The organism is Legionella adelaidensis (assembly GCF_900637865.1).
GTDB classification, from domain to species: domain Bacteria; phylum Pseudomonadota; class Gammaproteobacteria; order Legionellales; family Legionellaceae; genus Legionella_A; species Legionella_A adelaidensis.
In genome coordinates this window covers 98683-124599 of the sequence record NZ_LR134420.1, presented here as the reverse complement: position 1 = coordinate 124599, position 25917 = coordinate 98683, and the positions used below count along the sequence as shown (strand labels likewise).

Genomic DNA, 25917 nt, shown 5'->3' with positions numbered 1-25917 from the left:
AATGTATGAAATCCTTAGTTAAGGCAAAACGCGAACCTGGAATTTGGATGCAGGATGTAGCTGTTCCTGAATTTGGCGTAAATGATGTACTGATTAAAATTAAAAAAACAGCGATTTGTGGCACAGATATTCATATTTACTCTTGGGATGATTGGGCACAGGCAACCATTCCTGTCCCCATGACCGTAGGCCATGAGTTTTTTGGCGAAATCGTGGAAGTGGGTCGAGAAGTACGCGGATTTCAACCCGGCCAGCGGGTTTCAGGAGAAGGGCATATTACTTGTGGAATGTGCAGAAATTGCCGTGCAGGGAAAAGGCATTTATGTAGAAACACGCAAGGCGTGGGGGTGAATAGACCCGGGTGTTTTGGTGAATATTTAGCTCTACCTGCCAGTAATGTCCTGGCATTACCTGATAATATTTCTGCTGATCAAGCAGCTATTTTAGACCCTTTAGGTAATGCTACCCACTGTGCCCTGGCCTTTAATGTAGTGGGTGAAGACGTTTTAATTACCGGTGCAGGTCCTATCGGGATAATGGCAACTGCTATTTTGCGTCATGTAGGAGCGCGTAACATAGTAATTACTGATGTAAATGATCACCGTTTGGAACTTGCAAGAAAAATGGGTGCCACGCGGGCGATTAATGTGAAGTACACGCCTATTCGGGAAGTCATGGAAGAGTTAAACATGACGGAAGGGTTTGACGTGGGCTTAGAAATGTCAGGTAATCCGATGGCTTTAAATGACATGGTTAAAGCAATGAACCATGGAGGACAAATCGCCATGTTAGGGATTCCGCCTCAAGAAACCCCAATTGATTGGAACCAGGTTATTTTTAAAGGTTTAGTCGTTAAAGGTATCTATGGCCGTGAAATGTTTGAAACATGGTATAAGATGATTGCCATGCTACAAAGCGGGTTAGATATTTCCCCGGTTATTACGCATCATTTTCCAGTTGAAGAATACCAACATGCATTTCAAATTATGGCCTCCGGGCAGTCTGGTAAGGTAATCCTTGATTGGTCCTAGAATAGTTAAATTAATGTTTAGTCATCCTGAATAATCAGGATCAGGAGTTGTTATGTCGCAGTATATTTTTACTATGAATCGCGTGAGCAAAATAGTTGAAAACCAGCGGTTCATTTTAAAAGATATTTCTCTAAGCTTTTACCCTGGGGCTAAAATTGGTGTTTTAGGATTAAATGGATCCGGAAAATCTACCTTATTACGAATTATGGCAGGTGTTGATACCCAGTTTGAAGGTGAAGCCCGTCCACAACCAGGAATTAAAATTGGATATCTTGAGCAAGAACCGCAAGTTGATATGCACAAAACGGTGCGTGAGGTGGTTGAGGAAGCCGTTCATGATATTAAAAAATTATTAACTGATTTTGATGAAATTAGTATGCGCTTTGCTGAGCCAATGAGTGATGAGGAAATGAATAAGCTCTTGGAAAAACAAGGCGAGCTACAACATGAAATCGAAAACAGCGGTGGGTGGGATCTTGATCGCCGCCTTGATATAGCAGCAGATGCATTACGTCTTCCTGATTGGGATACTAAAATAGAAGTGCTTTCTGGGGGCGAAAGACGTCGGGTTGCTTTATGCCGTTTGTTATTATCCAGTCCTGATATGCTGTTACTTGATGAACCTACTAACCATTTGGATGCGGAAAGTGTGGCTTGGTTAGAGCGTTATTTAGAAGAGTTCCCCGGTACAGTGGTTGCTGTAACGCACGATAGATATTTCCTGGACAATGCTGCTGAGTGGATTCTTGAACTCGATCGCGGCGAAGGAATTCCTTATAAAGGAAATTACACGGCTTGGTTGGAGCAAAAAAATGAACGGTTAGAACGCGAGCAGAAACAAGAGGCTGCGCATCTACGAACGCTTAAATCAGAGCTTGAATGGGTAAGGACCTCTCCAAAAGGACGACACGCAAAAAATAAAGCAAGGTTAGCGCGTTTTGAAGAAATGAATTCAAAAGAGTTCCAAAAACGTAATGAAACCAATGAATTATATATTCCCCCAGGTGAGCGTTTGGGCGACTTGGTTTTAGAAGGGAAGGAGTTACGAAAAGCTTATGGCGATAGAATTTTGTTTGAGAATTTAAATTTCCATCTACCCAAGGGAGGCGTCCTGGGAATCATTGGTCCTAATGGTGCCGGTAAATCTACTTTCTTAAAATTAATTACTGGGAAAGAAACTGCCGATCAGGGTGAAATACGCGTGGGGGAAACGGTAAAACTCGCTTACGTGGATCAAATGCGGGATCACCTCGATGCCAATAAAACCGTTTGGGAAGAAATTACTGATGGTCAAGATATTATGCAAGTGGGTTCATTCCAAATGCCTTCGCGTGCATATGTCGGCCGGTTTAATTTCAAAGGTTCAGATCAACAGAAAAAAATGTCGCAATTATCGGGTGGGGAGCGTAATCGTGTTCACCTTGCAAAGCTTTTGAAAAGCGGCGGTAATGTTATTCTCCTTGATGAACCGAGTAATGATTTAGATGTTGAGACTCTAAGAGCTTTAGAAGATGCTATTTTAAATTTTCCTGGCTGTGCCATTGTTATTTCGCATGACCGTTGGTTCCTGGATCGTATTTGTACTCACCTAATGGCTTTTGAAGGGGATTCTCAAGTTACGTTCATAGAAGGAAATTATTCTGATTATGAAGAAGAGAGGAAACGGCGTTTAGGTGACGAAGCTAATCGGCCTTCCCGTATTAAATATCGTAGGTTAAAAGATTAATAATTGAGGATTATGTTTCATGAAACGCGTTTTATTATCTGCTTTATTAACTGTATTTATTGCTGGTTGTATTGACTATGATGAGTCTACCTATATCACTGACGACATGGGTGTGAGACATCATACCAAACATTATTTAAAAGATACGCGCGGTAAAAATTATTTTCCCGAGAAAATAAAAGGGATTGGTAGAAAACAATTTATTTTTGATCCCAAAGTGGCCGCATGGGCTGCTTATGATGAAGCTGGCAATCGCGTGATGACAGGTAGCGGCTCGGGTGGTAAAGAATATTGCGAAGACGTGGGTAAACCTTGCCGTACTGTGACGGGTTCATTCCGTGTTTACAATAAACGCGGCCTTGACTGTAAATCGGGTGAGTATCCAGTAGAGACAACTGGTGGAGCAAAAATGCCCTATTGTATGTACTTTTATAGAGGATTTACCATTCACGCCGGGTATGAAGTACCTCCTTATAATTCGAGCCATGGGTGCATACGCGTACTCCCTAGTGCTGCAAAATGGTTAAATGAAGACTTTTTAACTTTAGGTTCTCAAGTCACAGTTCTGTCTTATCCAGATGAAAATGGTGATCGCGATGACGTAAGTAAACCTTTAGGCCCATTTGCAACTACTTCAGTAATTCAACCGGTTGTGCCTAACCTGGACACCGGTAATACCGATAATAATGAAGAACTAGCGCAATCAAAGTCGGAAGCACAGCAGCCTATAGCTCAAGCACAAGAGAGTCCGGAAGAGGTGATAAAACGAGCAGAAGCTGATTTGCCCCCCGTATATGAGGCTGGATAAATAAAATAACCTGGTTGCCTGTCAACCAGGTTCCTTCCTGAAGTGATACACATTCCATTTTGTGCAAAAGTAGATGCAATCTAGGCTAGACTCGTTAAATGGATTTGATAAAGGCTATTTGCTTAATGACCATTCCAGTATGAAACATGTAGAACGAGCGAGCCCGTTATCATGTTGTGAGCTTTCCGTACCATAGCTCTATTAATCTGCTTCCACTTTTAATTTGAAATCAACCACGTTGGCACTTAACTTGGTATCTCCCATGGGAAAGGGGGTAGTAGTAGGTCCCAAGGGCGGGGAGTTGTTCATTCGTGCAGTTTCCCAGCCATAACCATAGAGTAATTCTACGCTGGTGTTTCTGGTAAAATGATAGTCTGCAGCGAGGGCAAGAAAATACTGTCTATCTGCAGGGAAGTTAAGGACGCGGTATTGATCACGTTCTGGACCATCATCAACGACGCCAATTGCGGTGAGTCCTAATTTATCATTCATTTGTCTACGCAACGCACCCGCTATCGCTGTTGAGTTTCTATATTGCGTCGGAACTGTGAAATCTTGCGGATTAGAGACTGCTGTGTTTTTAAACATGAGAAATTGATTAGCAGACCATTCGGAATAAAATAGCTTTAAATTCGCAAGCCATTGGGGATTAAAAATGTGCACATAACTTAAAACGGTAGTAGCAGGCATATTGAAATCAAATGTAAAGGAGTTATTAGGGGTTTCTAAGTTGCTGTATCCTCGGCCTTGTTGTCTGATTTTAGAATAGTAGGCGGCACCTAAGAAGTTGGTTTGATTAATAAGATAGTATGCCCCAACATTAAAGCCTAGACCAAAGCTTGAAGTGCGATTTACTAAACTGGCATAGGTTGTAGAGCTTGTAGGAACTGCCCAATTGCTTTCATTATTATTTAAAAAGTTAAAATTAAGTCCACCCCCTACTTGCCACTGTTTGCTAAAGCTATAGGATAGGCGAGGACTTATATCAATATCCGTAAGATAAGTCTGCGTTGCGGTATAGCGGGTGAACGAATTATTTCCCCAGTTCCAATTGGAATGAAAAGGTTCCGTAATGTCAACGCCTTCAATCTCTTTTTCATTAATGCCCGTAGCAATACGGCCATAGGGTAATAAACTTGTTGTACTTGTACGAGAAACACCGGCCCCATAGTCTCCGGGATTAAAATTAAAAACACTTCCCTGAAAACGTCCAATCGTTCGAAACCCCGTGGCGCCAAGTTGCATCTGATTTTTTTTCGTGGTGAAAATTTCAGTGGGGTTACTATAATTTATACCCGTAAAATATTGAACGACATTTGCATGACTTTGAATACTCACCAAAGATAATAGAATCGCTGTTCGATAGTAATATGACATACTCTTCCTGATTTTTTTAAAATCCCCGCCAGGCGGGGAGTTAAAATTACTATTTTACTGTTCAGTGGTTTGGGTTGTGGTAGTCGTTGTTGTAGCAGCTGGAGTTGTAACCACGGGGGTCGGTACCGATTGTGCTGGAGCAGGGGCTCCTAAAGCTGCTGTAGTTGGGGTTCTTGGGGTAGCAATAATTTGCATAATTCCCAGATCACCAGAGACTTTTCTACCTACCAGTAAATCAACTGAAAGTAGCTGCGTTAATTTTTCTTTGTCATTTTGATAAACCACCTGCATAGGAACAGTTAATTTCCACTGATTATCTTTAATAGGGATAATTTTAACATCCCCATCCACCTGGCTGCTAACTGTCAATTTTTGTGATTTAATCGCATTAATGTTTCCTGATTTTTGTAATGCGTCATTAAAGCCTTGCCAACCTTGGTCCGTAAAACAGAGCTTTAATTTGTCGAGTTGGCTATCAAATTGCACAGGATCAAACTCGAAAGCTTGAACGGTTGCATTCTGAGCCCAATGCGTTACTACTGATTGTTCAATATTGGTGGTGGTTGCCGGGATATGGTATTGACAATCAATCACTACGGCAGTAGTAGTGGCTGTGGTAGCAGGAACCGTAGTAGTACTAGTCGTTGTTGTAGATGTAGTAGTTGCAGCAGGGGAAGGTAGTGATTGAGCATTGGTGTCGGGGTCTGCATACCCTACAGATATAATAGTCAATAAGGCGCTAGCGATTAAAGTCTTTTTCATTATTTTTCCCTATACTAAATTTAAAAGATTACTCAGCATAACTGCTGCTAATCTAGCAGTTTTCCCATGCTCATCTAAGGGCGGGGAAAGTTCTGCAATATCCAGACTAACAACTTTGCCAGTTTGTTGAATGTATTTCAACAGGTTATACACTTGCCACGGATCTAAACCTAGAGCTTGGGGTGCACTAACTCCTGGTGCAAAGCATTCCGAAAAAGCGTCGAGACAAATAGTAAGATAAATTGCGTCTTTTGTCCTCATAAAATCTGTTAGAAATTCCAATTGGCTGGTTAAAGTATCTTTTTGCATTTGCTCAGCTGTGAGATAGCGAACATTATATTTATCTGCAGTTGTAAACAGGCTTTTAGTATTAGCTGCCGGTTGAATACCCAAACAGCAGTAATCAAAAGAAAGATTATTTTCGCTACAATACTGCTGCATTTGCCAAAATGGAGTGCCAGAAGTACTGTTTTTTTTGACTGGTCTTAAGTCAAAATGAGCGTCAATGTTAATAATTCCCAATTGAGGGTATTTTTTGATAAGTCCAAGAAAATGCCCGTAAGCAATCTCATGACCTCCTCCTAACGCGATGGTTTTATGTCCTAATTGATGGCAATGATTAATTATTTCAGCCAGTTGAACTTGAGCTTCTTCAAGATCGTCATTAGGACAAAGGATATTGCCAAGGTCAATAAAATTAGTTTGTGTATGTGCAGCTAATTTTGCCAGGTTTTCTTTTATGGAGTTAGGGCCTTGTTCCGCGCCTACTCTACCCAGGTTGCGTTTGATACCCACGTCGCTTGCAAAACCTATGATGATTGTTTTTTTTTCTTCACTGGCTTCGAGTTTATTGTTTCGTAAGTCTAGGCATTGTACTTTTTGGAAAAAACGTTCATCAGGAAGACTATCTGCTCTTCCTTGCCAGAGGGTAGGGTTAGGAGGGGAGTAATAAGTAAAGTCCATAGTGATTGCTACTTTTTTTTAGGTAATAGTACCTAAAATATAAGAATAAATGCAAAGGTTTGGAGAGTCCTTGTGCTAGTGGGGGTTCGTAAAAATTATTCTGCTATAACAAGATTTCTACACCCTCACGGTTATGGTTGGGATCCGAGATAAATCAACCGAGCGACCTGAGGGAGCGGAAATTTTGGGGTTGGGTGGGTACTATTAAGGAGACGGTTCTTTCCCTGTCTGAGGTCTGGTATTATTCTATTTTTTATAGCTAAGGAAAATTGTGTTTGTCGTTACCGGAGGTGGGAGTGGTATAGGGAGTGCTCTTGCTAAGGAATTAGCGCGGCAGGGGCAAGATGTGTTAATTGTAGGGCGCAGGCTTGAACCTTTGGAAAATACCGCCGCTTTTTCGGATCGTATTAGCTTTTTAGTCGCAGATATTTCATTGATGTGCGATCGCGATTTAATCAAAGAAAGATTAAGCCAAGTGAATGAAATTGATGGACTTATTCATAATGCCGGAACCATTGAGCCTATTCAGTCTATTGAAAAAATTACAGTTGAGGATTGGCAAAGAGCGCTTGCTACCAACTTGGATGCCCCTTTATTTTTAACCCAATTACTTTTTGAGAAATTAAAAAAAGCCAGGGTTCTCCATGTTGGATCAGGCGCTGCTTATCACCCGATGTCGGGATGGGCGGCTTACTGTGTTTCAAAAGCGGCATTGTCTATGTTAACCCGCTGCTGGCAGCTTGAATTTCCTGACTATGCGTTCGCAAGTGTCATGCCGGGTATTGTAGATACAGAGATGCAGAGTTTGATTCGTAAAACAGGCCATATGGAACGGAAGGAACAAGAATTTTTTCAGAGCTTAAAGAAAGAAAATAAATTACTCTCTGCCGATCAAGTTGCCGAATTCTTATGCTGGTTATTATTGAGAGTAGATAAAAAGCAATATAGTGCGAAAGAATGGGATATATATGAAAAAGAGCATCATCCCTTTTGGCTTAAGTCCCCACATACTATACCCGAGATACGTTAAAATGCTAGATTTTGAGTGTCTGGGATATTAGTTTTCATTGGAGTAAGAGAATGGCTGGAAGCGATAAAGTTTTGATCAATGCGACAATAATTGATAAGAATGGGAATCAATGTGAAAATCATGCCCTTGCTATCCATGAAGATAGGATTCAGTGGATAGGCCCCAGCGATAAATTACCGGAAGAGTATAAAAAAGCTTCTATGGAAGATTGCCAGGGAAGCCTCATAACCCCGACGTTTATTGATTGCCATACCCATCTTGTTTATGCAGGGGATAGAGCCAATGAATTCGAACAACGTTTACGGGGTTTCACTTATGAGGAAATTTCCCGTAAGGGCGGTGGTATTATTTCTACGGTAAAAAAAACCAGGGAAGCATCTGAAGAGCAACTTTATGAAGAGTCACTGCCACGATTGCAAGCCTTGAGAAATGAAGGGGTTAGGACGGTAGAGATTAAATCGGGCTATGGCTTGGACCTGGAAAATGAGCTAAAGATTTTGCGCGTTGCTAAAAAACTTGGAAAAGATACAAATACGCGTATTATTACTACCTTTTTAGGTGCGCATGCGATCCCACCCGAATATAAAGGAAATAGCCAGGGATATGTTGATTATTTATGTACTGAAGTGCTGCCTATTATTACAAAAGAGAAGTTAGCAAATTTTGTGGATGCTTTTTGTGATTCTATTGGTTTTTCTGTGGCGCAATCAGAGCAAATTTTTAACAAAGCCAAAGAATTGGGCCTGCCCATAAAATGCCATGCGGAACAATTGTCAAATACAGGCGCAAGCGCGATGGCGGCTAAGTGCGGGGCTTTGTCTTGTGAGCATTTAGAACATTTGGATGCGAGTGGCGTTGCGGCTATGGCCCAAGCAAATACGGTGGCCGTGCTTTTACCAGGCGCTTTTTATTTTTTACAAGAAATGAGAAAACCGCCTGTTAATTTATTAAGGGATGCAGGAGTGGGTATTGCTATTGCTACTGATTGCAATCCGGGCTCGTCTCCCAGTTCTTCATTATTATTAATGATGAATATGGCCTGTCAATTTTTTTCATTAAATGTTAATGAAGTTTTAAGTGCTGTGACTTACCAAGCTGCCCGGGCATTAGGGATAGAAAAAGAAGAAGGGGTATTGGAGCCGGGTAGAAAAGCGAATTTAATACGTTGGCAGGTAAAAGATGCGTGCCAGCTTTGTTATCATTTTGGTTACCCTTTGCCTCATGAAGTAATGATGAGTGGTCGATGGGAAGAGGATTAATTTTTTGGACTATTTATAATGAAACGTTTTTTGTTGTGGGTGTGTTGTTTTTGTTTTGCACTAACCGCTTCTGCGAGTGTTGAAAAAGTTAACATAAAAAAAGAAACCAAAAATTATGAAGTGGAAATTTATTACCCTAAGGGCTTTAAAAATAAAGCTATCAATAATACCGTTAAGCAAATGGTAGATACACGGCTTAATAATTTCTTAAAATATGCCTCATTGAAAGATAATCTTCCTCCAGAAGTTACCAGTAAAAATAGTTTGTACATTGATTATAAACAGAAATATCAGAAAAACGATGCCGTTAGCTTGCTCTTTGACATTTCCATTTATGATCGTGGAGCTGCTCATCCACGTAACTCCAATATTTCATTTAATTTCATTAAAGGTAAATCCATTAATTTAAAAGATATGTTTTTGGCGGATAGCAATTTTCTAGAGATATTAGCTAATGAGAGCCGTGCGCAACTAGAAAAAATGGATTTGCCAGATTCAGATTGGTTGAAAAAAGGGAGTGCGCCTACCTTGGATAACTATCGAATTTGGTATTTTACTGAAAAGGGCCTGGCTATTGTATTTGGCAATTACCAAGTAGCGCCTTATTCTTATGGCTCCCTTACGGTTGAAGTGCCCAAAATTAAATTTGAAAAAATGATAAAGCCAGAAATTGCCCAAGCAGTTTGGGGTGCTAATGAGTAGTGTGCAGCCTTTTATTTCCGCTGAAGAAAAAATTTCAGAACTCACTTTTAGAAGCTTTATTCTTGCCGGCATTTTGACTGTGTTATTGGCTTTATCCAATGCGTATCTGGCTTTGAAGTTGGGAATTTTAACTTCGGCTTCTATTCCTGCGGCAGTTATTTCCATGGGGGTTTTGCGTTTGTTTAAGAATGCAACCATTCTGGAAAACAATGCAGTACAAACCGCAGCGTCCGCCGGAGAAGCGGTAGCAGGGGGAATCGTTTATACTATTCCCGCATTGATCATTATTGGCTATTGGCAATCTTTTGATTATTTCACTAATTTTTTAATTGCGGCGATTGGCGGAGCTTTAGGGGTGCTTTTCTCTATCCCGCTACGAAGAATTTTAGTGAACGATGAGTCTTTAAAATTTCCAGAAGGACGGGCTATTGCTGAAGTTTTAAAATCCTCTGCGGAAAAATTTTCCTTGCGTGACATCATTCTTGGTGGACTCATCGGTGCTGTTTTAGAACTATTTCAAGTTGGTTTTAAGATATTAGCCAATAGTTGGAACTATTGGTTTGTTATTAATCGTTCTATTTTTGGCTTGGGGGCCGGTTTTTCAGCCACTATGATCGGCGCAGGATATTTGATCGGTCATAATATGGCATTGAGTATATTTTTAGGAGCGGTTATCTCCTGGTTAATAGCCTTACCTATTGCTAGCCATTTTTACCCTGAATTTTTACTGCAAAATCCGCCACAAGAGGCTGCTACTTTATTATGGAACAGTGAGCTGCGCTACTTAGGTATAGGGGCAATGCTTTTTGCGGGGATTTGGACTTTTATGCGGTTAATCAAACCCTTATCTAATAGTATTCGCCTTTCCTTTAATAGCTTTATTAATAGAAATACAAATAATATGGAATTGCCCAGAACGGATAGAGATATCCCCATGCCTTATATTTTGATTGGGGTGTTTATCATGGCCGCCGTTTTGTTTCTTTTCTTCCAATTTTTATTTCCTTTAGAACAGGCGAGCCTGGACCGAGATTTTGCCCCTAGTTTAATATTTTTTGCGGTCATTTATGTATTGGTGATTGGGTTTTTATTCTCGGTAATAACAGCGTATTTTTCAGGTATGGTCGGAGTTACTGCAAGTCCTGGAAGTTCGATAGTGATCGCTGGGATTTTAATGGCTGCCTGGTTATTGCTTTCATTGATAAATTGGGTGGTTCCTTTGCCTTTGAGTCAAAACCAAATACGGGCAGCAGAGGCTATAACAATTATTATCGGTTCTATTGTTACCGGTATCGCGGCAATTGCTAATGATAATACCCAAGACTTAAAAGTGGGACAGTTAGTAGGAGCTACGCCCTGGAAGCAACAATGCATGCTGCTTTTTGGGGTGTTAGTATCGGCCTTAGTCATTCCTCCGGTAATGCAATTGTTATTTAATGTCTATGGTATAGCGGGGATGGTTCCTAAGGCAGGGATGGATGTGAGTCAAACCTTGCCAGCACCGACGGCGGCTTTACTATCAGCTATTACGGAAGCAGTCTTTCGCAATACTTTGCCTTGGATGATGATGTTTGTAGGGGCTGGGATTATCCTTGTTATTCTTATTATTAATAGGGTATTTAAACTTTACCGTTATATTCAATTGTCTATTTTGGGAGTAGCCATTGGAATGTATTTACCCATTGCCTCTTCTTTTCCGCTATTTTTAGGGGGAATGATAGCAATGGTAGTCAATTGGCGATTAAAACAAAGAAAATTAAGTACGACGGCCGAAAATCAACGAAAGCAAACAGGAACGTTGCTAGCATGCGGTTTAGTAGCGGGTTCTGCTTTAATGGATATATTGGTAGCTATCCCATTTTCCATTTTTCAAAGTCCTGACGCCTTAAGGTGTGTAGGTCCTTCGTGGAATACGGGTGCAGTAATACTCTCTGTTGTGGCTACGTTGGCTTTAGCTTGGTGGATTAATTATAGAGTAGTCAAGTAACTTGCGCCGCAAGGCTCGAGGGCTCGTCATTTTTTTAAAGCTGCCATTCCCGCGTAGGCGGGAATGACAAAAATAAGAAGGGTTGAATAAAAGTGACGATCCCTGAGAGCCTTCCGCATCAACCCTACATAGTTAAAGTGGCTTTTAACCGCAATTTTTAGTAAATTAAGCAGTTTTTAAAAATCGATCGTTTAGAGGATTATCAGGGTCATGCTGAATACGTTAATGAAGAAAATGTTTGGAAGCCGGAATGAGCGAACCTTGCGGCGCATGGAAAAAACAGTCACGGCCATTAACGCATTTGAAGCGCAAATGCAGGTTTTATCTGACGCTGAGTTAGCTGCAAAGACTACGCAGTTTAAATCGCGTTTCGCAGAAGGTGAAACGTTAGATGAACTGTTAGCTGAAGCCTTTGCGGTCGTTCGTGAAGTTTCGGTGCGAACTCTAGGGATGCGCCATTTTGATGTCCAGTTAATTGGCGGAATGGTTTTACATGAAGGGAATATTGCTGAGATGCGTACTGGGGAAGGTAAAACCCTAATGGCAACACTCCCTGTTTATTTAAATGCAATTTCTGGAAAAGGTGTTCACATTGTTACAGTAAATGACTACTTGGCCAAACGTGACAGTGAATGGATGCGACCTATTTATGAATTTTTAGGGTTGTCAGTAGGGGTGATTTTCCCTGACATGCCGCATGAGCTAAAGCAACAAGCCTATGCTGCTGATATTGTCTATGGAACGAATAATGAATTTGGTTTCGATTATTTACGTGACAATATGGCATTTAATCTGGCCGACAAAGTCCAACGTGAGCTCAATTTTGCTATTGTTGACGAAGTAGACTCTATTTTAATTGATGAGGCGCGTACTCCTCTTATCATTTCCGGTGCGGCAGAAGATAGCTCCGAATTTTATATTCGGGTAAATAAACTAATTCCTTTATTAAAAAAACAAGAAGAAGAAGGGGATGCGGGAGATTATACGGTTGATGAAAAACAAAAACAGGCTCATCTCACTGAAGCTGGTCACCAACATATTGAAGAACTATTAATCAAAGAAAAGTTATTAGCAGAAGGCGAAAGCCTTTACCATGCTAGCAATATTATGCTTATGCATCATGTTAATGCCGCCCTGAGAGCACATGCTATGTTCCATCGGGATGTGGACTATATTGTGCAAAATAACCAGGTAGTTATTGTAGACGAGCATACAGGCAGAACCATGCCGGGAAGACGTTGGTCTGACGGATTGCATCAAGCCATGGAAGCCAAAGAGAATGTAGCAATTCAGAATGAAAACCAAACTTTAGCGTCTATCACTTTCCAAAATTTCTTTAGAATATATAACAAATTAGCCGGGATGACCGGTACTGCCGACACAGAAGCCTATGAGTTTCAGCAAATTTACAATTTGGAAGTGGTGGTAATTCCTACTAATAAACCTATGCGTCGTAAAGACGAGGCAGATTTGGTGTATTTAACTTTGCAAGATAAATATCAGGCGGTTATTGAAGACGTTCGCGAATGTGCGCAAAGAAAACAGCCTGTGCTAGTAGGTACCGCGTCTATTGAAGCTTCCGAATTACTCAGCAATTTACTTAAAAAAGCGGGAATTAAGCACCAAGTATTGAATGCTAAATTCCATGAGAAAGAAGCCCAAATAATTGCGGAAGCAGGAAGACCAGGAGCAGTTACAATTGCTACGAATATGGCCGGGCGGGGAACGGATATTGTTTTAGGTGGAAGCCTTGCTGCCGATCTTGCTGAATTAGGAGAAGAAGCTAGTGACGAGGCTAGACAAAAAGTTAAAAAGGAATGGCAAGAAAGACATGAAGCGGTAATTGCAGCAGGTGGTTTACGTATTATCGGATCGGAGCGCCATGAATCTCGCAGAATTGATAACCAGCTTCGAGGCCGTGCTGGGCGCCAGGGCGACCCCGGCAGTAGCCGATTTTATTTATCTTTAGATGATAATTTAATGCGTATCTTTGCCTCCGAAAGAGTGGCGGGGATGATGCGCCGTCTTGGTATGAAACCTGGCGAACCTATTGAACATAGTTTAGTGACTAAAGCAATTGAAAATGCACAACGTAAATTAGAAGGGCATCATTTTGATGTGCGTAAACAATTGCTAGAGTATGACAATGTAGCCAATGAACAGCGCAAGGTGATTTATTCCCAACGTGCTGAAATTATGGCCATTACCGACCCATTAGACACCATTAAGGCAATGCGCGAAGACGTTTTAAGCTCTTTAGTGGATAGTTACATACCTCCTGCTAGTTTAGAAGATCAGTGGGATATAAAAACTTTAGAGCAAGTGCTTTTTGAAGACTTTAAAGTAAAAGCGTCCGTTAAAGCTTGGGTCGATGCAGATCCTCATATTCAAACAGAAGAGATTAAAGACAGGATTGTGGATCTTTCTGTTAAAGAGTATGAGGAAAAAGAAAAACTGGTAGGACGTGAAAATTTAGCCCAATTTGAAAAATCGGTTATTTTGCAAAACATGGATCATCAATGGCGTGAACACTTAGCCAATATGGATCACTTACGTCAGGGCATCCATTTACGAGGTTATGCGCAAAAAGATCCCAAGCAAGAATATAAAAGAGAAGCGTTCACACTTTTTTCTATGATGCTAGATAATTTGAAGTATGAAATCGTGCGTATTCTTTCAGCAGTCCAAATTCGTACAGAAGAGGATGTGGAAGCAGTTGAAGAACGTCGCCGTGCAGAACAAATCACGCGAATGCAGTATATCCATGACAATGAGGCTCCTGAAGAGGAGGTGCATACGTCGGCAACTTTTAAAAGAGAAAGTAGAAAAGTAGGCCGAAATGACCCTTGTCCATGTGGGTCGGGGAAAAAATTTAAAATGTGCCACGGCAAATTGGCATGAAGGTAGCTGTTGCGGTTATTACGGATATTCAAAAAAGGTTTTTAATTGCCCAAAGACCTCCACATGTTTCTCACCCGGGTTTATGGGAGTTTCCGGGTGGTAAACTAGAAGAAGATGAAAGTCCTGCCATCGCCTTGTTAAGAGAGGTGCGGGAAGAGGTAGGACTGGAAGTAGTTGATTATCAGTTCCTTGGCGAAGTCAATTATGACTACAGCGACAAAAAAGTTCATTTATTAGTTTTTCATGTCAAGGCTTTTCAAGGAGAACCGTTATGCTTGGAAAATCAACCGCAAATGAATTGGGTACCTTTTTCCCACCTAAAAGATTTTGAATTTCCTGCGGCTAATAAGCAAATTATTGAATTAATACGCAATAAGTTATTATAAGTTATATTAAATCTGACAAATGGCCAAATCAACGGCGGTATTTGATCTTCTCACCTCATGCATAGAATTAGCTTCGCATAGTCTTAAACTTAAACCATGGTGGCCCAGCTGCATTTTTGGAACAATACCGCAATTTTTATCCATGCGCAAAAGGATTAAATGGCAAGAGGTTTTAGAAGGAAGTGAACGTTGGTAAAAGCCGTTGTACATATCAATTTTATCGAATTCTGCGGTATTTCTTAATAAAGATAAATAGACTTTTACTGTCTCTGTTAAAGATTTGAGTTGTTTTAGCCAAGTTAAGAGATCGAGCTGTCTTTTTTTAGCATCACTTTCTAACCACAGTAATAATTGGGGTGAATGAACTTCACAATCACTATGGTTGCCCGTTTGCGACAGGCGTATTGCTTGTAAAAAAGTATCCAGGTGAATATTTTCCCCAAACCTGCCTGCTACATGACTTAGAAATTGTACTTGTACGAAAAGATTTGCATATAAAGCATCTGAAATTGTAATTTGCGATTTGTTAATCGCATGTTCTATACGCATTAATTCTTTTAAGAAACGGCTTTTTAATTCTGGCTTCTCAATAAGTTGAATGACTTCAATAATGTTTTTTAATGCATAATGATGAATAACCGGATGTGTTTCTTCACACGCTTGCTCTATAGTAAGAAATAAACACTCCAAACGTAATGCAACTTTCGGCAAGAAATGCGTAGCCAGTTGAAAAGTTATTGTTTCATCATGCATAGGGATTCCTGGTGATATCAAGAATAGGGTAACACAAAAAATTAGTAAGGTAAAAATTAGATTAAATGAATAAACAAAGTCCGGCAATGTAATCTAAGTGATCAAAAAGGGCAATAAAAATCCGAAGCAACTTCGGTTGAGCCTTTTGGCACCCACCAGCTTTTATTCCGATCATTGATAACACCAAGGGCCTAAGTAATCATAACCTTTTTTTCTTTGGGAATGATACTGAGCCGCGAAGTAAGGGGAAATTTGCAGTGGTGTGGTACGTTAGTATTCTACGTATCGCCGCGACTATACTGAGAAGTTCAGTATGCTCACTCCATGAGATATTGCCGGTGAGTTTAAGTGCTTCCACGAAAGAGTGAGATCTGCTGTCCTTACTGCATCCAGGCGGCTAACGGCTGCTAAATCATGTGCCGCGCCTATCCCATTCACCCACGGCCCACATGGCTCAGGCCCCTCCCGCTTGCCCCATCGCATTAATGCAAAATCAAAACCGAGACCAGAATTAGATATTAAAGGAAACCAAGGTTTGTCCCGCTTAGTAAGCCAGTTATAAAAAGTTAAAATTCGTGGTAATACCGGTTCATTAAAAAGTGGGCAGGGATGAAATGATCGGTCCGGTCTACAATATTCTTGCGCCACATGAGCAGGCACATCGCGCTGCGCAAGGCCCACATTCATCCAAGCAGCTTTCAAAGCATCCTGATTATGTGCAGTCGACCATGCATTATAGTTATCAACGTAAAATTGAAGTGCTTGTATCAAGGGTGTCATATCAAAATGATGCGTGCAATAGTCAACACCGTCTTGAGTATACGAAAGTCCTGTGTGTTCTATTTTATTCACACGTGCTAACATTTCTTTTTTGGTCGCATCATCCATGTGACGTTCTAACATTCGACACATGTGGGTGTCTTTCGCCCAGTAGGCGTATTCATACGCACTGCACTGAAAGGTTCGGCCCGAGTAGTCCGTAAACGTCCCTTGATGACGTAAAGCTTCTTGTATCTTTTCTGTCTTTCCTTGATATACCTCTGTAAATAATTTTTCTGCCTTACCCTGCTCACCATATGCTACATGTTGCAGAAATTTATCTTGCAAGCGGGATGTTTGGATAAAAGAATGCATGTTTTTTGAAACACTCACCAGATGGCTTCTATGGGATTCATTTTCTAATTGAGCCGCAATCTCCAAATACAACTCTTGGGGTATTCCTTGCAAATCGAATGTTAGATAAGGTAATGCTGGTTTGATTTTTTCGGCTAGCCCAGTTGTTTTTAACAAGGTAAGTAACAACTCACCCTTATCCTCAGGTGATAATGTTTTAAAACTCAAAAAAGCATCTTTATCCTTGCTTGATAAACCTGTGGTGTCTGGATTTTTTTTAATCCATTCCACCGCAGCTTGATATAGGAACTCATTGTCTGGTGTTGACATGTTCCATTCCAAATAATTAACAATGGTTATATTTTAGCACATAAGACCCAAATAAGAGCAATTAAAACAGTGATACAATCAAATTTCAATTTATGAATCAGCTATTTTGCGGCAGCGACTAAGTTGTCGTCGCAAAATAATTCGCTAAGGGCCACCTGGAAAGATAAGCAAGTGTGAATCGTTTCAAAGGATCAAATTATCTTTCAAACTAGGTTTTATCGAGGGTGAGGACAAGGTAAAAATAGCAATGGTCTTGGGTGTGTATGTAGAGATGAGAATAATTCTTTCAGAGTATGTGTCGCGTCACCCATACAATCTTTAAATGTGAACAAGTAAGCAAATGGTTACTGATGGAGTCTCTCTCGGCCGAATCAGGAGTTATTGAATCGTTTGTGCACGTGGTGGATGAGAACAGCACAAAACCGGCACTATCAAGAACTCATGGAGTGGTTTATTCAAGTATGTCGAGATCATCCATACAATCTTAAGAGAAAAACTTCCATTTCCGTTTTCTTAATATTCCATTAAGCTTTCGTCTTCTACATTGTCAAAATTTAAGGGAGTCCAAGCAAATGGGTCGATTTACGTCAGAATTGAGTTCTAGAATTTCGCAGAAGGATAGCAAATACAAACGCCCATTATTTCAGACGTATCTTACTGCATTGGAATGGCGTAACGTGGAAATGGCCGAAGAGTTTGGTGATTTTCTAGGAGAAAATAAACCCTTTTATATGTTTCCTTTCTTCAAACAACTTTTGACCTTTTGGAAGATTTTTATTAAATCCTATGCGCAAGCCAGAAAAGAGCATACCCATAAAGAAATTATTTTTTCTGAGTATATGTTAATGAGTCTATTTATTGGAATTAACACGAGCTTGGAATGGGGGGCCAAGGGTCTAATTTCTCTACTATGCTGGCCATTATTAAGTGAAAATAATGCCACGTCTTTTCAACATTACGTAGCCTCAGCCTTTCAAGATTATGGCCTGTTTATCCATACTACCCCTTTTTATAACTATTCGTATTTTCAAAAGTTAACACCACTAAAGAATGCTTTTTGGAATAGCGAGCATAAGACTTTGGCCGATTGTATTACATTTTTTGTTGTTTCAATTGATTTAATCGCCCGGGGAATAGTTTCTGCCCCCATAGCATACTGGTACAACCAGGAAGCGGACCAAGCCGCCCCTACTTCCGATATTATTGTAAAAAAGGGTAAGACTTCTCTCGCGGACTTCAGCGAGGGGCTGTCTTTACTCCATCAAGTAAATCCGAATATTTCTCTGGTAGATGAAGATGCGCCTGCGACACGTTTTTCTACCAAAAAACAAGAAACCTATGGATATCAACGTATACGGGTACCTCGGTATCAAGGGTTCTTGGATGCTATTAACACACTTCATGAAAATGGGTATCAAGTTGCTGAAATTGCAGGCCAAAAAAAGGTTCAGATACGATGTATTTCAAGTAACGATATATCTGGATCGGATCATTATGAAACGATTTATACCTATCAAAATAGCGTTAAACAACATACTTTTTTTGCTCTGGATGTCACTGCAAAAAACCTGCAACCGACTATAGAAGAAATTAGGAGCAAGGATGCAGAAATTAAACTTATTCATGCATTTTAAATTGGAGAATTGAATGATAAAGCAAAAGCTTCAGGCATTATGTAGTAAGTTGCCTCCTTTTGGGCAGTTACAAGTGTTTTAGCACGCTCGTTTAAGGATAACAGTTGAGCCTTAAGGATGAAACGTTCCTTTTCAACGTGATTTTTCTACCGAGCCACAACCGTTAGGGCGTAGAGTTTTTAGGCTATCGTACCTCAAATTTCCGCTTGCTTACGTGCCGCCCCGCTGCAAAACTTCCGCTTACTACGTGCGCGGCTTGGTAATTCACTACTAGAGGGATAAAAGGTGACGGTACTTAAGCTGTGCATTCTTGACAGCCATGCTCTAAAAAATTAAAATTTGCGCCTATTTTAACCATATATTTGCCTGCTTAAGTATGCCTAAACCAGATAATTTAAATACACTACTTTCATTACTTGATGGACCCATCAATACGAATCCTGATTACTTTCTTTTTTTATTAGGCACCGACACGGTATTTACACCAAGACCTACCGCTATTTCAGGACAAAAAACGAGTTACGATCATGGAGAAACCCTATCCTATGTGGCGCAAGTTACCACAGGTCTTTTAAATGAAGGTGAAGCGGCCGAAACAAGAGTAGGGGAGGTATTGTCCTATACTTCGCCTTCTGTCGATGTATTAAATGGCCCGACAACCTTAGGTAGGGAAGTGGGGCAGCGAATTGCGCAAGCGGTCTTTTTAGTTTTATGTGCGGTGGCTGAAGGTAAAAAAAATATCCATATTACTGGGCATAGCCGTGGTGCAGTACAATCCATTTTGCTTATTCATGAATTAAATCGAATAAAACACGAACTTGAGTATGGAGTTAAGACTTTATTTGAAGTACTTAAAGGCAGCCCCTGTGCTTATACAAAAAGTGCAATCGTAGCGCCATTATTCAAAGAAATTAATGAATCACCGGAGTTACGCCGCCGACTTCTAACCCGTCTTCAAGGAATTAAAGTATTTCCATTTCTTATTGATCCGGTCCCAGGCGATCCCGGATCTTATTTAACTTGGAGTGATTCTCGATTCTTCGAAAGACTGCCCTGTTCCAATTATGAGCTGTTAATATGCCGTGACGAGCGAACCTATTGTTTTACACCCATCATTCCTTTTGGAGCGCAAGCAAAAATTATCCCGGGGCACCATGGAACTGCTAGTGGCAATTTGTACAACCAGCAACGTACCATAGTACCTAAAGGAAATACGGCAACCGTTCAGAAGTTAGTAATCTATAAGCTGTTACAGTTCTTTTCCCAAACATCCGAGCCATTAGGGGCTTTTAAAACGCAAAATGTAGCCGTAGATCACGAACATCCCCAATTGGACGCATTAACTACCTCATTCCTTTGCCAATCGAGTTCAGAAAGAACGATTACTACTTTGCAATTTTATGATGATGTTTACAAGAATGATGCAGCCTTTAAAGAGTTTACTAAAGGAGGATATCCTTACTTGTCTTTGGCTTCTGCTGCTGATGGCCAGCGTTTAGTTTATTTTCAAAGACCCCATTGTGTCAGTATGAGTGAGGTATCTCCAGCGATGAAGGGAGAGTTCGTTAACACGGAACATGCCATGTTGTATGTGCACCGGTTTATGGATATTAGTGAAGATGCTAAACCCAGCGTCATAGTCTCTCAGTTGGTACGCTCTTTACAAGTTATTATTAGAAAAATCCAAAATTCCGCAGAAGACATTGACCCACGTTTGAGCTTCTTATTAGAAAACAGGGAGGTATTTAAAGCATTTTCCAATGTTTTATCTATTTTTGTGGACACCATTAGCCGAAAATATCTTCGTAACCATCTAAGTTTGAGCGATAAGCAGGACTTATTACGTGTGGTTAGTGAACCCTTTGAGGTTTTAGCGAGTGCTGATAAGGAAAGGATTACTAATCCAGATCATAAAAGAATCGTTGCCGAGTGCGAAGACATTTTAAAAAATGGGATTAAAAATACAACGGAAATGCATTTCTCTCAGCTCAAAGAAGAGTTAAAAGAAACCTTTCAACAGCTCGACTTGTTTTTAAGGTCGCCTGAATACTTTGAAAACGTATTTACCGAGTTCTTACAAGATTTATCTCGGGAGAAAAATGAACACTTTGATAGCATCCATGCTGAGCTAAGCGCTCTACCAGAAAGAACTCCCCAAACTGTAGAACGTGCTTTCATTACGGTTTTAGAGAGAGTTAAGGGCGTGCAATCAGGGTTACCAGCCGACACCGTTCAATCATTTCATGACAAAATACAGTTGATATCAAATCCCCTAAGTAAATACCTTAAAGCGCATCAACTGAATACCGAAGAGTATTTACAAAAACTGGAACAACTATATGACATGATGACCGGTTTAAATAGTAATCTCCCACTGTTAAGTCGTTTAGTCCAAGACCATGGGATAAATATAAGCCCCTCTGCTTTATCTTTATTTGTCAGAGAAATCATTTACTTGGGAGGAAGATTATTAAAAGAAAAAGGCATTGATTTGCGAGTTAAACCAGACTCTATTGTGGAAGAAGGCTTTTTTAGATTAATTAAAAATCATGCCATCGCTTTAGGTGCTCCATCACCTGAAATGGAGAGTCTGCAAACCGCGTTAAGCGAAGAAAAAGAGCGATCTGGGAAATTTGAGCAAGAAATTTGCCAATTGAAAAAGGATTTATTGACACAAAAACTCCTTGCAGAAAAAGAATTAAAATCGCAGGAGGTTTTAACGAATAAGTTATTGCCTTTAACCATAAGATATTACTCTTATTTAGAATATCAATTGGCAAAAAATGAAAGTGACGCGATCAATGCTGCAAAGATTGATCATAAGTTATCGCTTGTGGCGCAACTACGCGACGCATTACTGAATCCAGAACAGCCCTTACCGAGTTTACGTCTGATGGAGTTCCATAACAAATTGATGGAATTTAATGAAGACATAAGGCTCCACCGCGATAGCTCCTGGATTCAATTTATGAAATCTTGCTTAGGCTATCTGGCATTGGTAGTCACAGGTATCCTGCCGGGGCTTATCTATGCCAAAGTTACGGGGCGTAGTCCATTATTTTTTACCAAGAGTTGTGGGCAAGAGTTTATCGAAGCTTCACAAAATAGCCTTGATGTAGCGCAGCGCAATCAAGGAGTTTCGGTGGGTTAAGATGACGCTAACATTTAGGCTGCTTTTGATTTAGTTACCTCGAATTATTTGCGCTGCGCGTAAATAATTCGCATGTAGGTGCTGTATTTTCTTTTGTAAATCTTGCAAACCGCCGTTGTTTATCACTATATCATCGGCAATTGCTTTTAAGGCCGTTTCACTTGCTTGTGTTTTAAGAATTGCTAACCCTTCTTGCTTACTACAATGATCCCGTTTCATTAGCCGTTTAATCTGGGTTTCTTCTCCTGCAAGTACTACCAAAATTCGATTCAAATACGGGTAGTTTTTTTTATTTTTTAATAGGGGTATTTCAATGATGCAATAGGGCGCGTTAATGGTTTTGATTTGTTGTGCAATTTCTTTGCGGATAAGAGGATGTAATAAATTTTCCAACCAGAGCTTTTCTTGTGGATTGTTAAAAATAATTTTTCTTAACAAGCTGCGGTTTAATGCTCCGTCAACAGAAGCTACGTCACTGCCGAAATGGTGAATGATTTGTAGGCTTATGGGAGTATTCTTAGCGGTTATTTCTTTGGCGATACCATCTGCACTAATAATAGGAACGCCTAAATTAGCAAACTCTTGAGCAACTGTTGATTTTCCGCTAGCAATAGTTCCCGTTAATCCAATACAAAACACCATACATTTCCTAATGCACAAATTTATTTTTGTTACTACAGGTCATTAAATTTATATAGCACGTGTCTGGCATGCCACTATGATCTTGGCAAAAGGCTTTTGCGCCTAGGGCTGCGTCATCTCTTTTGGTGTAATAAGCACTTTTCCACTCTTTTGCCATTTGATCAAAAGCAGTGCATTGCCACATAGGACGTGTATCCACACCATTTACTACAGCGAAGCAGTTTTCTTTTGCGACTTTACAAGTCCCCGGGTTTTTACTCATTTTTTTACAAGTATCCAATGCTTTATTAATAGAGGAGCGCTCATAGCTGCTTTGGGCGATCCATAAGTTATCATCTTGGTCGTAAGCATTGCATTCCCAGTATGTATTTTTAGGGTGTAATATGGTTACTTGGGCATACAGAGGGAGTGAGTTCACAAAAAATAATGTCCCTACCAATAGACTTTTTACTAAATAAAGTGGCTTATTCATAATGAACTCCCTTTATAAATTGAATGAGCTGCTCAATAGGCATTGCAGTAGCGAAATACCATCCTTGCATTAAATAAACTTCTTGCGATTGCAAAAATTCAAATTGCGTAAATGTTTCTACCCCTTCAGCAATAATATGCAGTTTTAAATTTTTAGCCATGTGAATGATGGAATTGTTTAATGTTTCAGTAATAGCTCCTGTGCCGATGGCTTTAATAAAAAGTTGGTCAATTTTTAGGTAATTAAAGGGAAAGTGTTGTAAATAACTAATGCTAGCATGCCCTGTGCCAAAATCATCAACGGCTAAAGAAAAACCCGCTTCACGGAGTTGTCTCATCATTCGTATTAAGGCTACATCATCCTGTTTTAATAGATCGCGCTCGGTTATTTCTAACATAATTTGATTTTCAGGTATGGAGTACTTCCCACAAAGCGCAATGAAACGTTGGAAAAACCTTTCGTCTGCAAAATGAGTGGATGCTAAATTAAAAGCAAGATGAAATTGCGGATTAGTAAGGAGTAAGCTTTGGCACTCTTGCAGGGCTTTTTCAGCAAGCTGTATGGTAATATTTACAATCAGTCCTGATTCCTCCACATCCTTGATAAATAAATCAGGGGTTATAATTTCCTGATCGATAGTTCGCCAACGGAGTAAAATTTCAGCACCTATGCACTTGCCTTCCTTAATGTCAATTATAGGCTGATACATAGGAAAAAACCGTTCGCTTTTCATGGCAAGAATAACAGCTCTTCGCAAAGAAAAATGGCGTGTAATTAATGCCCGTAATAAATAATAGATGGTTATAGAAACGAGGATAATGATAATTGCTGCGATTAATTCCTGGTTCCACGTAACTTGTTTAATTTGACTTAAATCACCTTTTAAAATTATTTTAAAATTATTTAAAAAAATTAGGTTAGCACGCATGATATCTATGTCAGAATTTTCTTCTTTTAGATATTGAAAGGGTTTATCCATTCGCCAGGCATTCGTTTCATTGTTTCTTGACAGTTGCAAAATAACTTTGCCATCATTTTCACTGTACAATGCGATTTTCCCTGCGAGAAGAGAGTTTGTTTGTAAATGTTTAGCAAGAACTTGTGCTAGCAAATAAATATCAATATTAGTTTCCCCCAGGCGCTGACGTAAAACATAAGCAGGTTTGTCACTATTCGTCATACGAAAAGGGCCAAATAAATGTATAGATCCTGCGGGATTATTACTCATTTGCACTTCTTGATGAACGGTACTGCAATGAGTGCTTTTATTTTTGATAGAAATCCCGGAAACCATGGGTTCATTATAAATAAACTGCTGCATATGCTTTAAAAGAGCAGGCGAACAAGTTAGTGATTGATTGTTTGATAAGTCGAGCGTGATGACCTTATTAACCATGGAATGCAAAAAATTGTCAAATTGCTCAGCAATTTCATTAGTGAGCGAATAAAGCATATGTTGAATATTTAAACGCTCTTTTTGCCAGGTAAAATATAAAACTAAAAGAAGAAGAAGGGTGGATAGCGTTCCCCAAACAATATTGAGCACTAAATAGGTATTTAGTTTCTTCGTGGCAGAAACATTCATGGGTTATCCAAGTAAGGGATTATCCTCTTGTTTTATAAATTGTTTCTATTGAGTTTAGTGTTATTTCCATTAATTTCCCAATAGTATTTTCATCAATAAGAAATGATGGCAGCCAATATACCGTATTTCCTAAAGGTCTTAGAAGTGCGCCTTTTTGTAATGCTTCCTTTTGCAATGAAAAACCTAAACGCGGATTGCCATTTTCTACCAAATCTCCTGCTACCCACCCACCTAAAGAACGTATCTTGATCAACTTTTGTGTTTTTTCAGCGATGTATACAAAAGATTCTTTCAGCAGCTCTCCCATCGCTTGCACTTTTTGTTGAATATCAATAGAACGCATGACTCTTATAGTGGCTAAAGCTGCGGAAACCGCTAGGGCATTTCCGCTATAGGTATGCGAATGCAAAAAAGAGGAATGGGTATCATAATCACTATAAAATAGTGAGTAAATTGCATGATCTATTAAAACCACACTGAGAGGTAAAGAGCCAGACGTTATCCCTTTAGACACACATAGGATATCAGGAGTTAAATCGACATAATCACTCGCAAACCACTTACCAGTACGGGCAAACCCTGTCATTATTTCATCAGCAATAATATATATATCATTCTTTTTTGCCCATTCGTATAGACGTCTTAAGAAATCTTTACTGTATAAAAGCATTCCGCCAGCGCCTTGAACCAGGGGTTCAACAATAAGAGCGCAGATATTTTCTTTAACAGGTTCGATTTTTTTCAAGGTTTGCGTCCATGCTACCTCGCAATTATCCCATAAAGGGTTAGAAGTGTTATTTACATAAGGGATATCTTCTAAAAAAATACAGGGATAGCCATAGCCAGAATAAGGATTTTTATAGAGATTTAGCCCACTGACGCTTAAGGCACCTAAGGTTTCCCCATGGTAACTATTCTTTAAAGATAAAAACTGCGTCCGTTTCGTTTCCCCGCGAATTTGACAGGCCTGTAAAGCGAGCTTTAGTGCTATTTCAATTGCAGAAGAGCCGTCACTGGCAAAAAACAAATGTTGCAGATTAGTTAAAGCCGATAATTCTTCCGCCAATTCATTGATTGATGTAAAGCAGGTACCCGCACCAATAACATGTTCGAAATTTTTTAATTGGGCTCCTATAGTTTTTAAAACTTCTTCATGCCCATGCCCAAGCGATTTACACCACCAACTCGAAATGGCATCAATAATTGGTCCTCGATCCGTATATAAATAGCTCCCCTTGGCAGAATGTATCCACAAAGGTGAATAGGTTTCGAAATCTTTCATTTGGGTACAAGGATGCCAAACGT

General features: G+C 39.9%; 19 protein-coding genes and 1 pseudogene. 11 read left to right on the top strand and 9 right to left on the bottom strand.

Annotated features, from left to right (window positions below):
• Positions 1-5: 5 nt before the first annotated feature.
• From tdh to EL206_RS03875, 3 genes and pseudogenes are all read left to right on the top strand, one after another.
• Positions 6-1031 carry an L-threonine 3-dehydrogenase gene (gene tdh / locus EL206_RS03885; protein WP_058461387.1) on the top strand — a complete coding sequence of 342 codons (1026 nt, stop codon included), beginning with the start codon at positions 6-8 and terminating at the stop codon, positions 1029-1031.
• 52 nt (positions 1032-1083) lie between these two features.
• Positions 1084-2757, top strand: coding sequence for an energy-dependent translational throttle protein EttA (gene ettA / locus EL206_RS03880; RefSeq protein ID WP_058461388.1), 1674 nt, complete (start codon positions 1084-1086; stop codon positions 2755-2757).
• 19 nt (positions 2758-2776) lie between these two features.
• Positions 2777-3346 (top strand): annotated as a pseudogene (locus tag EL206_RS03875) (L,D-transpeptidase); the annotation flags it as partial.
• 420 nt (positions 3347-3766) lie between these two features.
• Here EL206_RS03875 and EL206_RS03870 read toward each other — a convergent pair.
• The 3 genes from EL206_RS03870 to hutG are packed head-to-tail and all read right to left on the bottom strand — an operon-like array spanning position 3767 to position 6667.
• The gene (locus tag EL206_RS03870; protein WP_058461389.1) at positions 3767-4942 is read right to left on the bottom strand and encodes an OmpP1/FadL family transporter; all 1176 of its coding nucleotides are present in this window, start codon (positions 4940-4942) and stop codon (positions 3767-3769) included.
• A gap of 54 nt (positions 4943-4996) precedes the next feature.
• Entirely contained in the window at positions 4997-5704 is a 708-nt protein-coding gene (locus EL206_RS03865) for a DotI/IcmL family type IV secretion protein (protein ID WP_058461390.1), read from the bottom strand.
• A 9-nt stretch (positions 5705-5713) separates the two neighbouring features.
• The gene (hutG, locus tag EL206_RS03860; RefSeq protein ID WP_058461391.1) at positions 5714-6667 is read right to left on the bottom strand and encodes a formimidoylglutamase; all 954 of its coding nucleotides are present in this window, start codon (positions 6665-6667) and stop codon (positions 5714-5716) included.
• 271 nt (positions 6668-6938) lie between these two features.
• Between hutG and EL206_RS03855 the strand changes: the two genes are divergently transcribed.
• The 6 genes from EL206_RS03855 to EL206_RS03830 all read left to right on the top strand — a co-directional run bounded on the left by EL206_RS03855 (position 6939) and on the right by EL206_RS03830 (position 14932).
• A complete protein-coding gene (locus EL206_RS03855; RefSeq protein WP_058461392.1) occupies positions 6939-7697 on the top strand; it encodes an SDR family NAD(P)-dependent oxidoreductase in 759 nt (252 codons plus the stop codon).
• A gap of 50 nt (positions 7698-7747) precedes the next feature.
• Complete coding sequence (gene hutI / locus EL206_RS03850) at positions 7748-8956, top strand: imidazolonepropionase (protein WP_058461393.1); 1209 nt, start codon at positions 7748-7750, stop codon at positions 8954-8956.
• Positions 8957-8974: 18 nt separating this feature from the next.
• Positions 8975-9658, top strand: coding sequence for a DUF3298 and DUF4163 domain-containing protein (locus EL206_RS03845; RefSeq protein ID WP_058461394.1), 684 nt, complete (start codon positions 8975-8977; stop codon positions 9656-9658).
• A complete protein-coding gene (locus EL206_RS03840; protein WP_058461395.1) occupies positions 9651-11645 on the top strand; it encodes an OPT family oligopeptide transporter in 1995 nt (664 codons plus the stop codon). Before EL206_RS03845 ends, EL206_RS03840 begins: the two co-directional genes overlap by 8 nt.
• A 210-nt stretch (positions 11646-11855) precedes the next feature.
• A complete protein-coding gene (gene secA, locus EL206_RS03835) occupies positions 11856-14546 on the top strand; it encodes a preprotein translocase subunit SecA (RefSeq protein WP_058461396.1) in 2691 nt (896 codons plus the stop codon).
• Complete coding sequence (locus EL206_RS03830; RefSeq protein ID WP_188331942.1) at positions 14543-14932, top strand: (deoxy)nucleoside triphosphate pyrophosphohydrolase; 390 nt, start codon at positions 14543-14545, stop codon at positions 14930-14932. Before secA ends, EL206_RS03830 begins: the two co-directional genes overlap by 4 nt.
• Positions 14933-14938: 6 nt before the next feature.
• On the opposite strand, the gene zapD is transcribed toward EL206_RS03830, so the two are convergent.
• Both zapD and EL206_RS03820 read right to left on the bottom strand, forming a co-directional pair.
• Positions 14939-15685 carry a cell division protein ZapD gene (zapD, locus tag EL206_RS03825; RefSeq protein WP_058461397.1) on the bottom strand — a complete coding sequence of 249 codons (747 nt, stop codon included), beginning with the start codon at positions 15683-15685 and terminating at the stop codon, positions 14939-14941.
• Positions 15686-15979: 294 nt separating this feature from the next.
• Positions 15980-17128: a hypothetical protein gene (locus tag EL206_RS03820; RefSeq protein ID WP_058461398.1), complete on the bottom strand. Its 1149-nt coding sequence runs from the start codon at positions 17126-17128 to the stop codon at positions 15980-15982.
• Between the two features lie 572 nt (positions 17129-17700).
• Here EL206_RS03820 and EL206_RS03815 point away from each other — a divergent pair.
• Both EL206_RS03815 and EL206_RS03810 read left to right on the top strand, forming a co-directional pair.
• Positions 17701-18762, top strand: a complete 1062-nt coding sequence (locus EL206_RS03815) for a hypothetical protein (protein ID WP_131739765.1) — start codon at positions 17701-17703, stop codon at positions 18760-18762.
• Between the two features lie 376 nt (positions 18763-19138).
• Positions 19139-21913: a hypothetical protein gene (locus EL206_RS03810; RefSeq protein ID WP_058461400.1), complete on the top strand. Its 2775-nt coding sequence runs from the start codon at positions 19139-19141 to the stop codon at positions 21911-21913.
• A 30-nt stretch (positions 21914-21943) separates the two neighbouring features.
• On the opposite strand, the gene coaE is transcribed toward EL206_RS03810, so the two are convergent.
• Genes coaE through bioA form a run of 4 tightly spaced genes read right to left on the bottom strand, consistent with a single transcriptional unit; the run spans position 21944 to position 25894 of the window.
• On the bottom strand, positions 21944-22555 hold the full coding sequence (gene coaE / locus EL206_RS03805) for a dephospho-CoA kinase (protein WP_058461401.1): 612 nt from the start codon (positions 22553-22555) through the stop codon (positions 21944-21946).
• 7 nt (positions 22556-22562) lie between these two features.
• On the bottom strand, positions 22563-23027 hold the full coding sequence (locus EL206_RS03800) for a hypothetical protein (RefSeq protein ID WP_058461402.1): 465 nt from the start codon (positions 23025-23027) through the stop codon (positions 22563-22565).
• Complete coding sequence (locus EL206_RS03795; RefSeq protein ID WP_058461403.1) at positions 23020-24612, bottom strand: EAL domain-containing protein; 1593 nt, start codon at positions 24610-24612, stop codon at positions 23020-23022. Before EL206_RS03795 ends, EL206_RS03800 begins: the two co-directional genes overlap by 8 nt.
• Before the next feature lie 19 nt (positions 24613-24631).
• Positions 24632-25894: an adenosylmethionine--8-amino-7-oxononanoate transaminase gene (gene bioA, locus EL206_RS03790; RefSeq protein ID WP_232048507.1), complete on the bottom strand. Its 1263-nt coding sequence runs from the start codon at positions 25892-25894 to the stop codon at positions 24632-24634.
• Positions 25895-25917 lie beyond the last annotated feature (23 nt).

Bases quoted from the DNA above. Each gene is read 5' to 3' on its own strand.
- coaE (WP_058461401.1), bottom strand. From the start codon at position 22,555: ATGGTGTTTTGTATTGGATTAACGGGAACTATTGCTAGCGGAAAATCA.
- EL206_RS03865 (WP_058461390.1), bottom strand. From the start codon at position 5,704: ATGAAAAAGACTTTAATCGCTAGCGCCTTATTGACTATTATATCTGTA.
- bioA (WP_232048507.1), bottom strand. From the start codon at position 25,894: ATGAAAGATTTCGAAACCTATTCACCTTTGTGGATACATTCTGCCAAG.
- EL206_RS03870 (WP_058461389.1), bottom strand. From the start codon at position 4,942: ATGTCATATTACTATCGAACAGCGATTCTATTATCTTTGGTGAGTATT.
- zapD (WP_058461397.1), bottom strand. From the start codon at position 15,685: ATGCATGATGAAACAATAACTTTTCAACTGGCTACGCATTTCTTGCCG.
- hutG (WP_058461391.1), bottom strand. From the start codon at position 6,667: ATGGACTTTACTTATTACTCCCCTCCTAACCCTACCCTCTGGCAAGGA.
- EL206_RS03820 (WP_058461398.1), bottom strand. From the start codon at position 17,128: ATGTCAACACCAGACAATGAGTTCCTATATCAAGCTGCGGTGGAATGG.
- secA (WP_058461396.1), top strand. From the start codon at position 11,856: ATGCTGAATACGTTAATGAAGAAAATGTTTGGAAGCCGGAATGAGCGA.
- EL206_RS03830 (WP_188331942.1), top strand. From the start codon at position 14,543: ATGAAGGTAGCTGTTGCGGTTATTACGGATATTCAAAAAAGGTTTTTA.
- EL206_RS03800 (WP_058461402.1), bottom strand. From the start codon at position 23,027: ATGAATAAGCCACTTTATTTAGTAAAAAGTCTATTGGTAGGGACATTA.
- EL206_RS03815 (WP_131739765.1), top strand. From the start codon at position 17,701: ATGGGTCGATTTACGTCAGAATTGAGTTCTAGAATTTCGCAGAAGGAT.
- EL206_RS03840 (WP_058461395.1), top strand. From the start codon at position 9,651: ATGAGTAGTGTGCAGCCTTTTATTTCCGCTGAAGAAAAAATTTCAGAA.
- EL206_RS03845 (WP_058461394.1), top strand. From the start codon at position 8,975: ATGAAACGTTTTTTGTTGTGGGTGTGTTGTTTTTGTTTTGCACTAACC.
- EL206_RS03810 (WP_058461400.1), top strand. From the start codon at position 19,139: ATGCCTAAACCAGATAATTTAAATACACTACTTTCATTACTTGATGGA.
- EL206_RS03795 (WP_058461403.1), bottom strand. From the start codon at position 24,612: ATGAATGTTTCTGCCACGAAGAAACTAAATACCTATTTAGTGCTCAAT.
- tdh (WP_058461387.1), top strand. From the start codon at position 6: ATGAAATCCTTAGTTAAGGCAAAACGCGAACCTGGAATTTGGATGCAG.
- ettA (WP_058461388.1), top strand. From the start codon at position 1,084: ATGTCGCAGTATATTTTTACTATGAATCGCGTGAGCAAAATAGTTGAA.
- hutI (WP_058461393.1), top strand. From the start codon at position 7,748: ATGGCTGGAAGCGATAAAGTTTTGATCAATGCGACAATAATTGATAAG.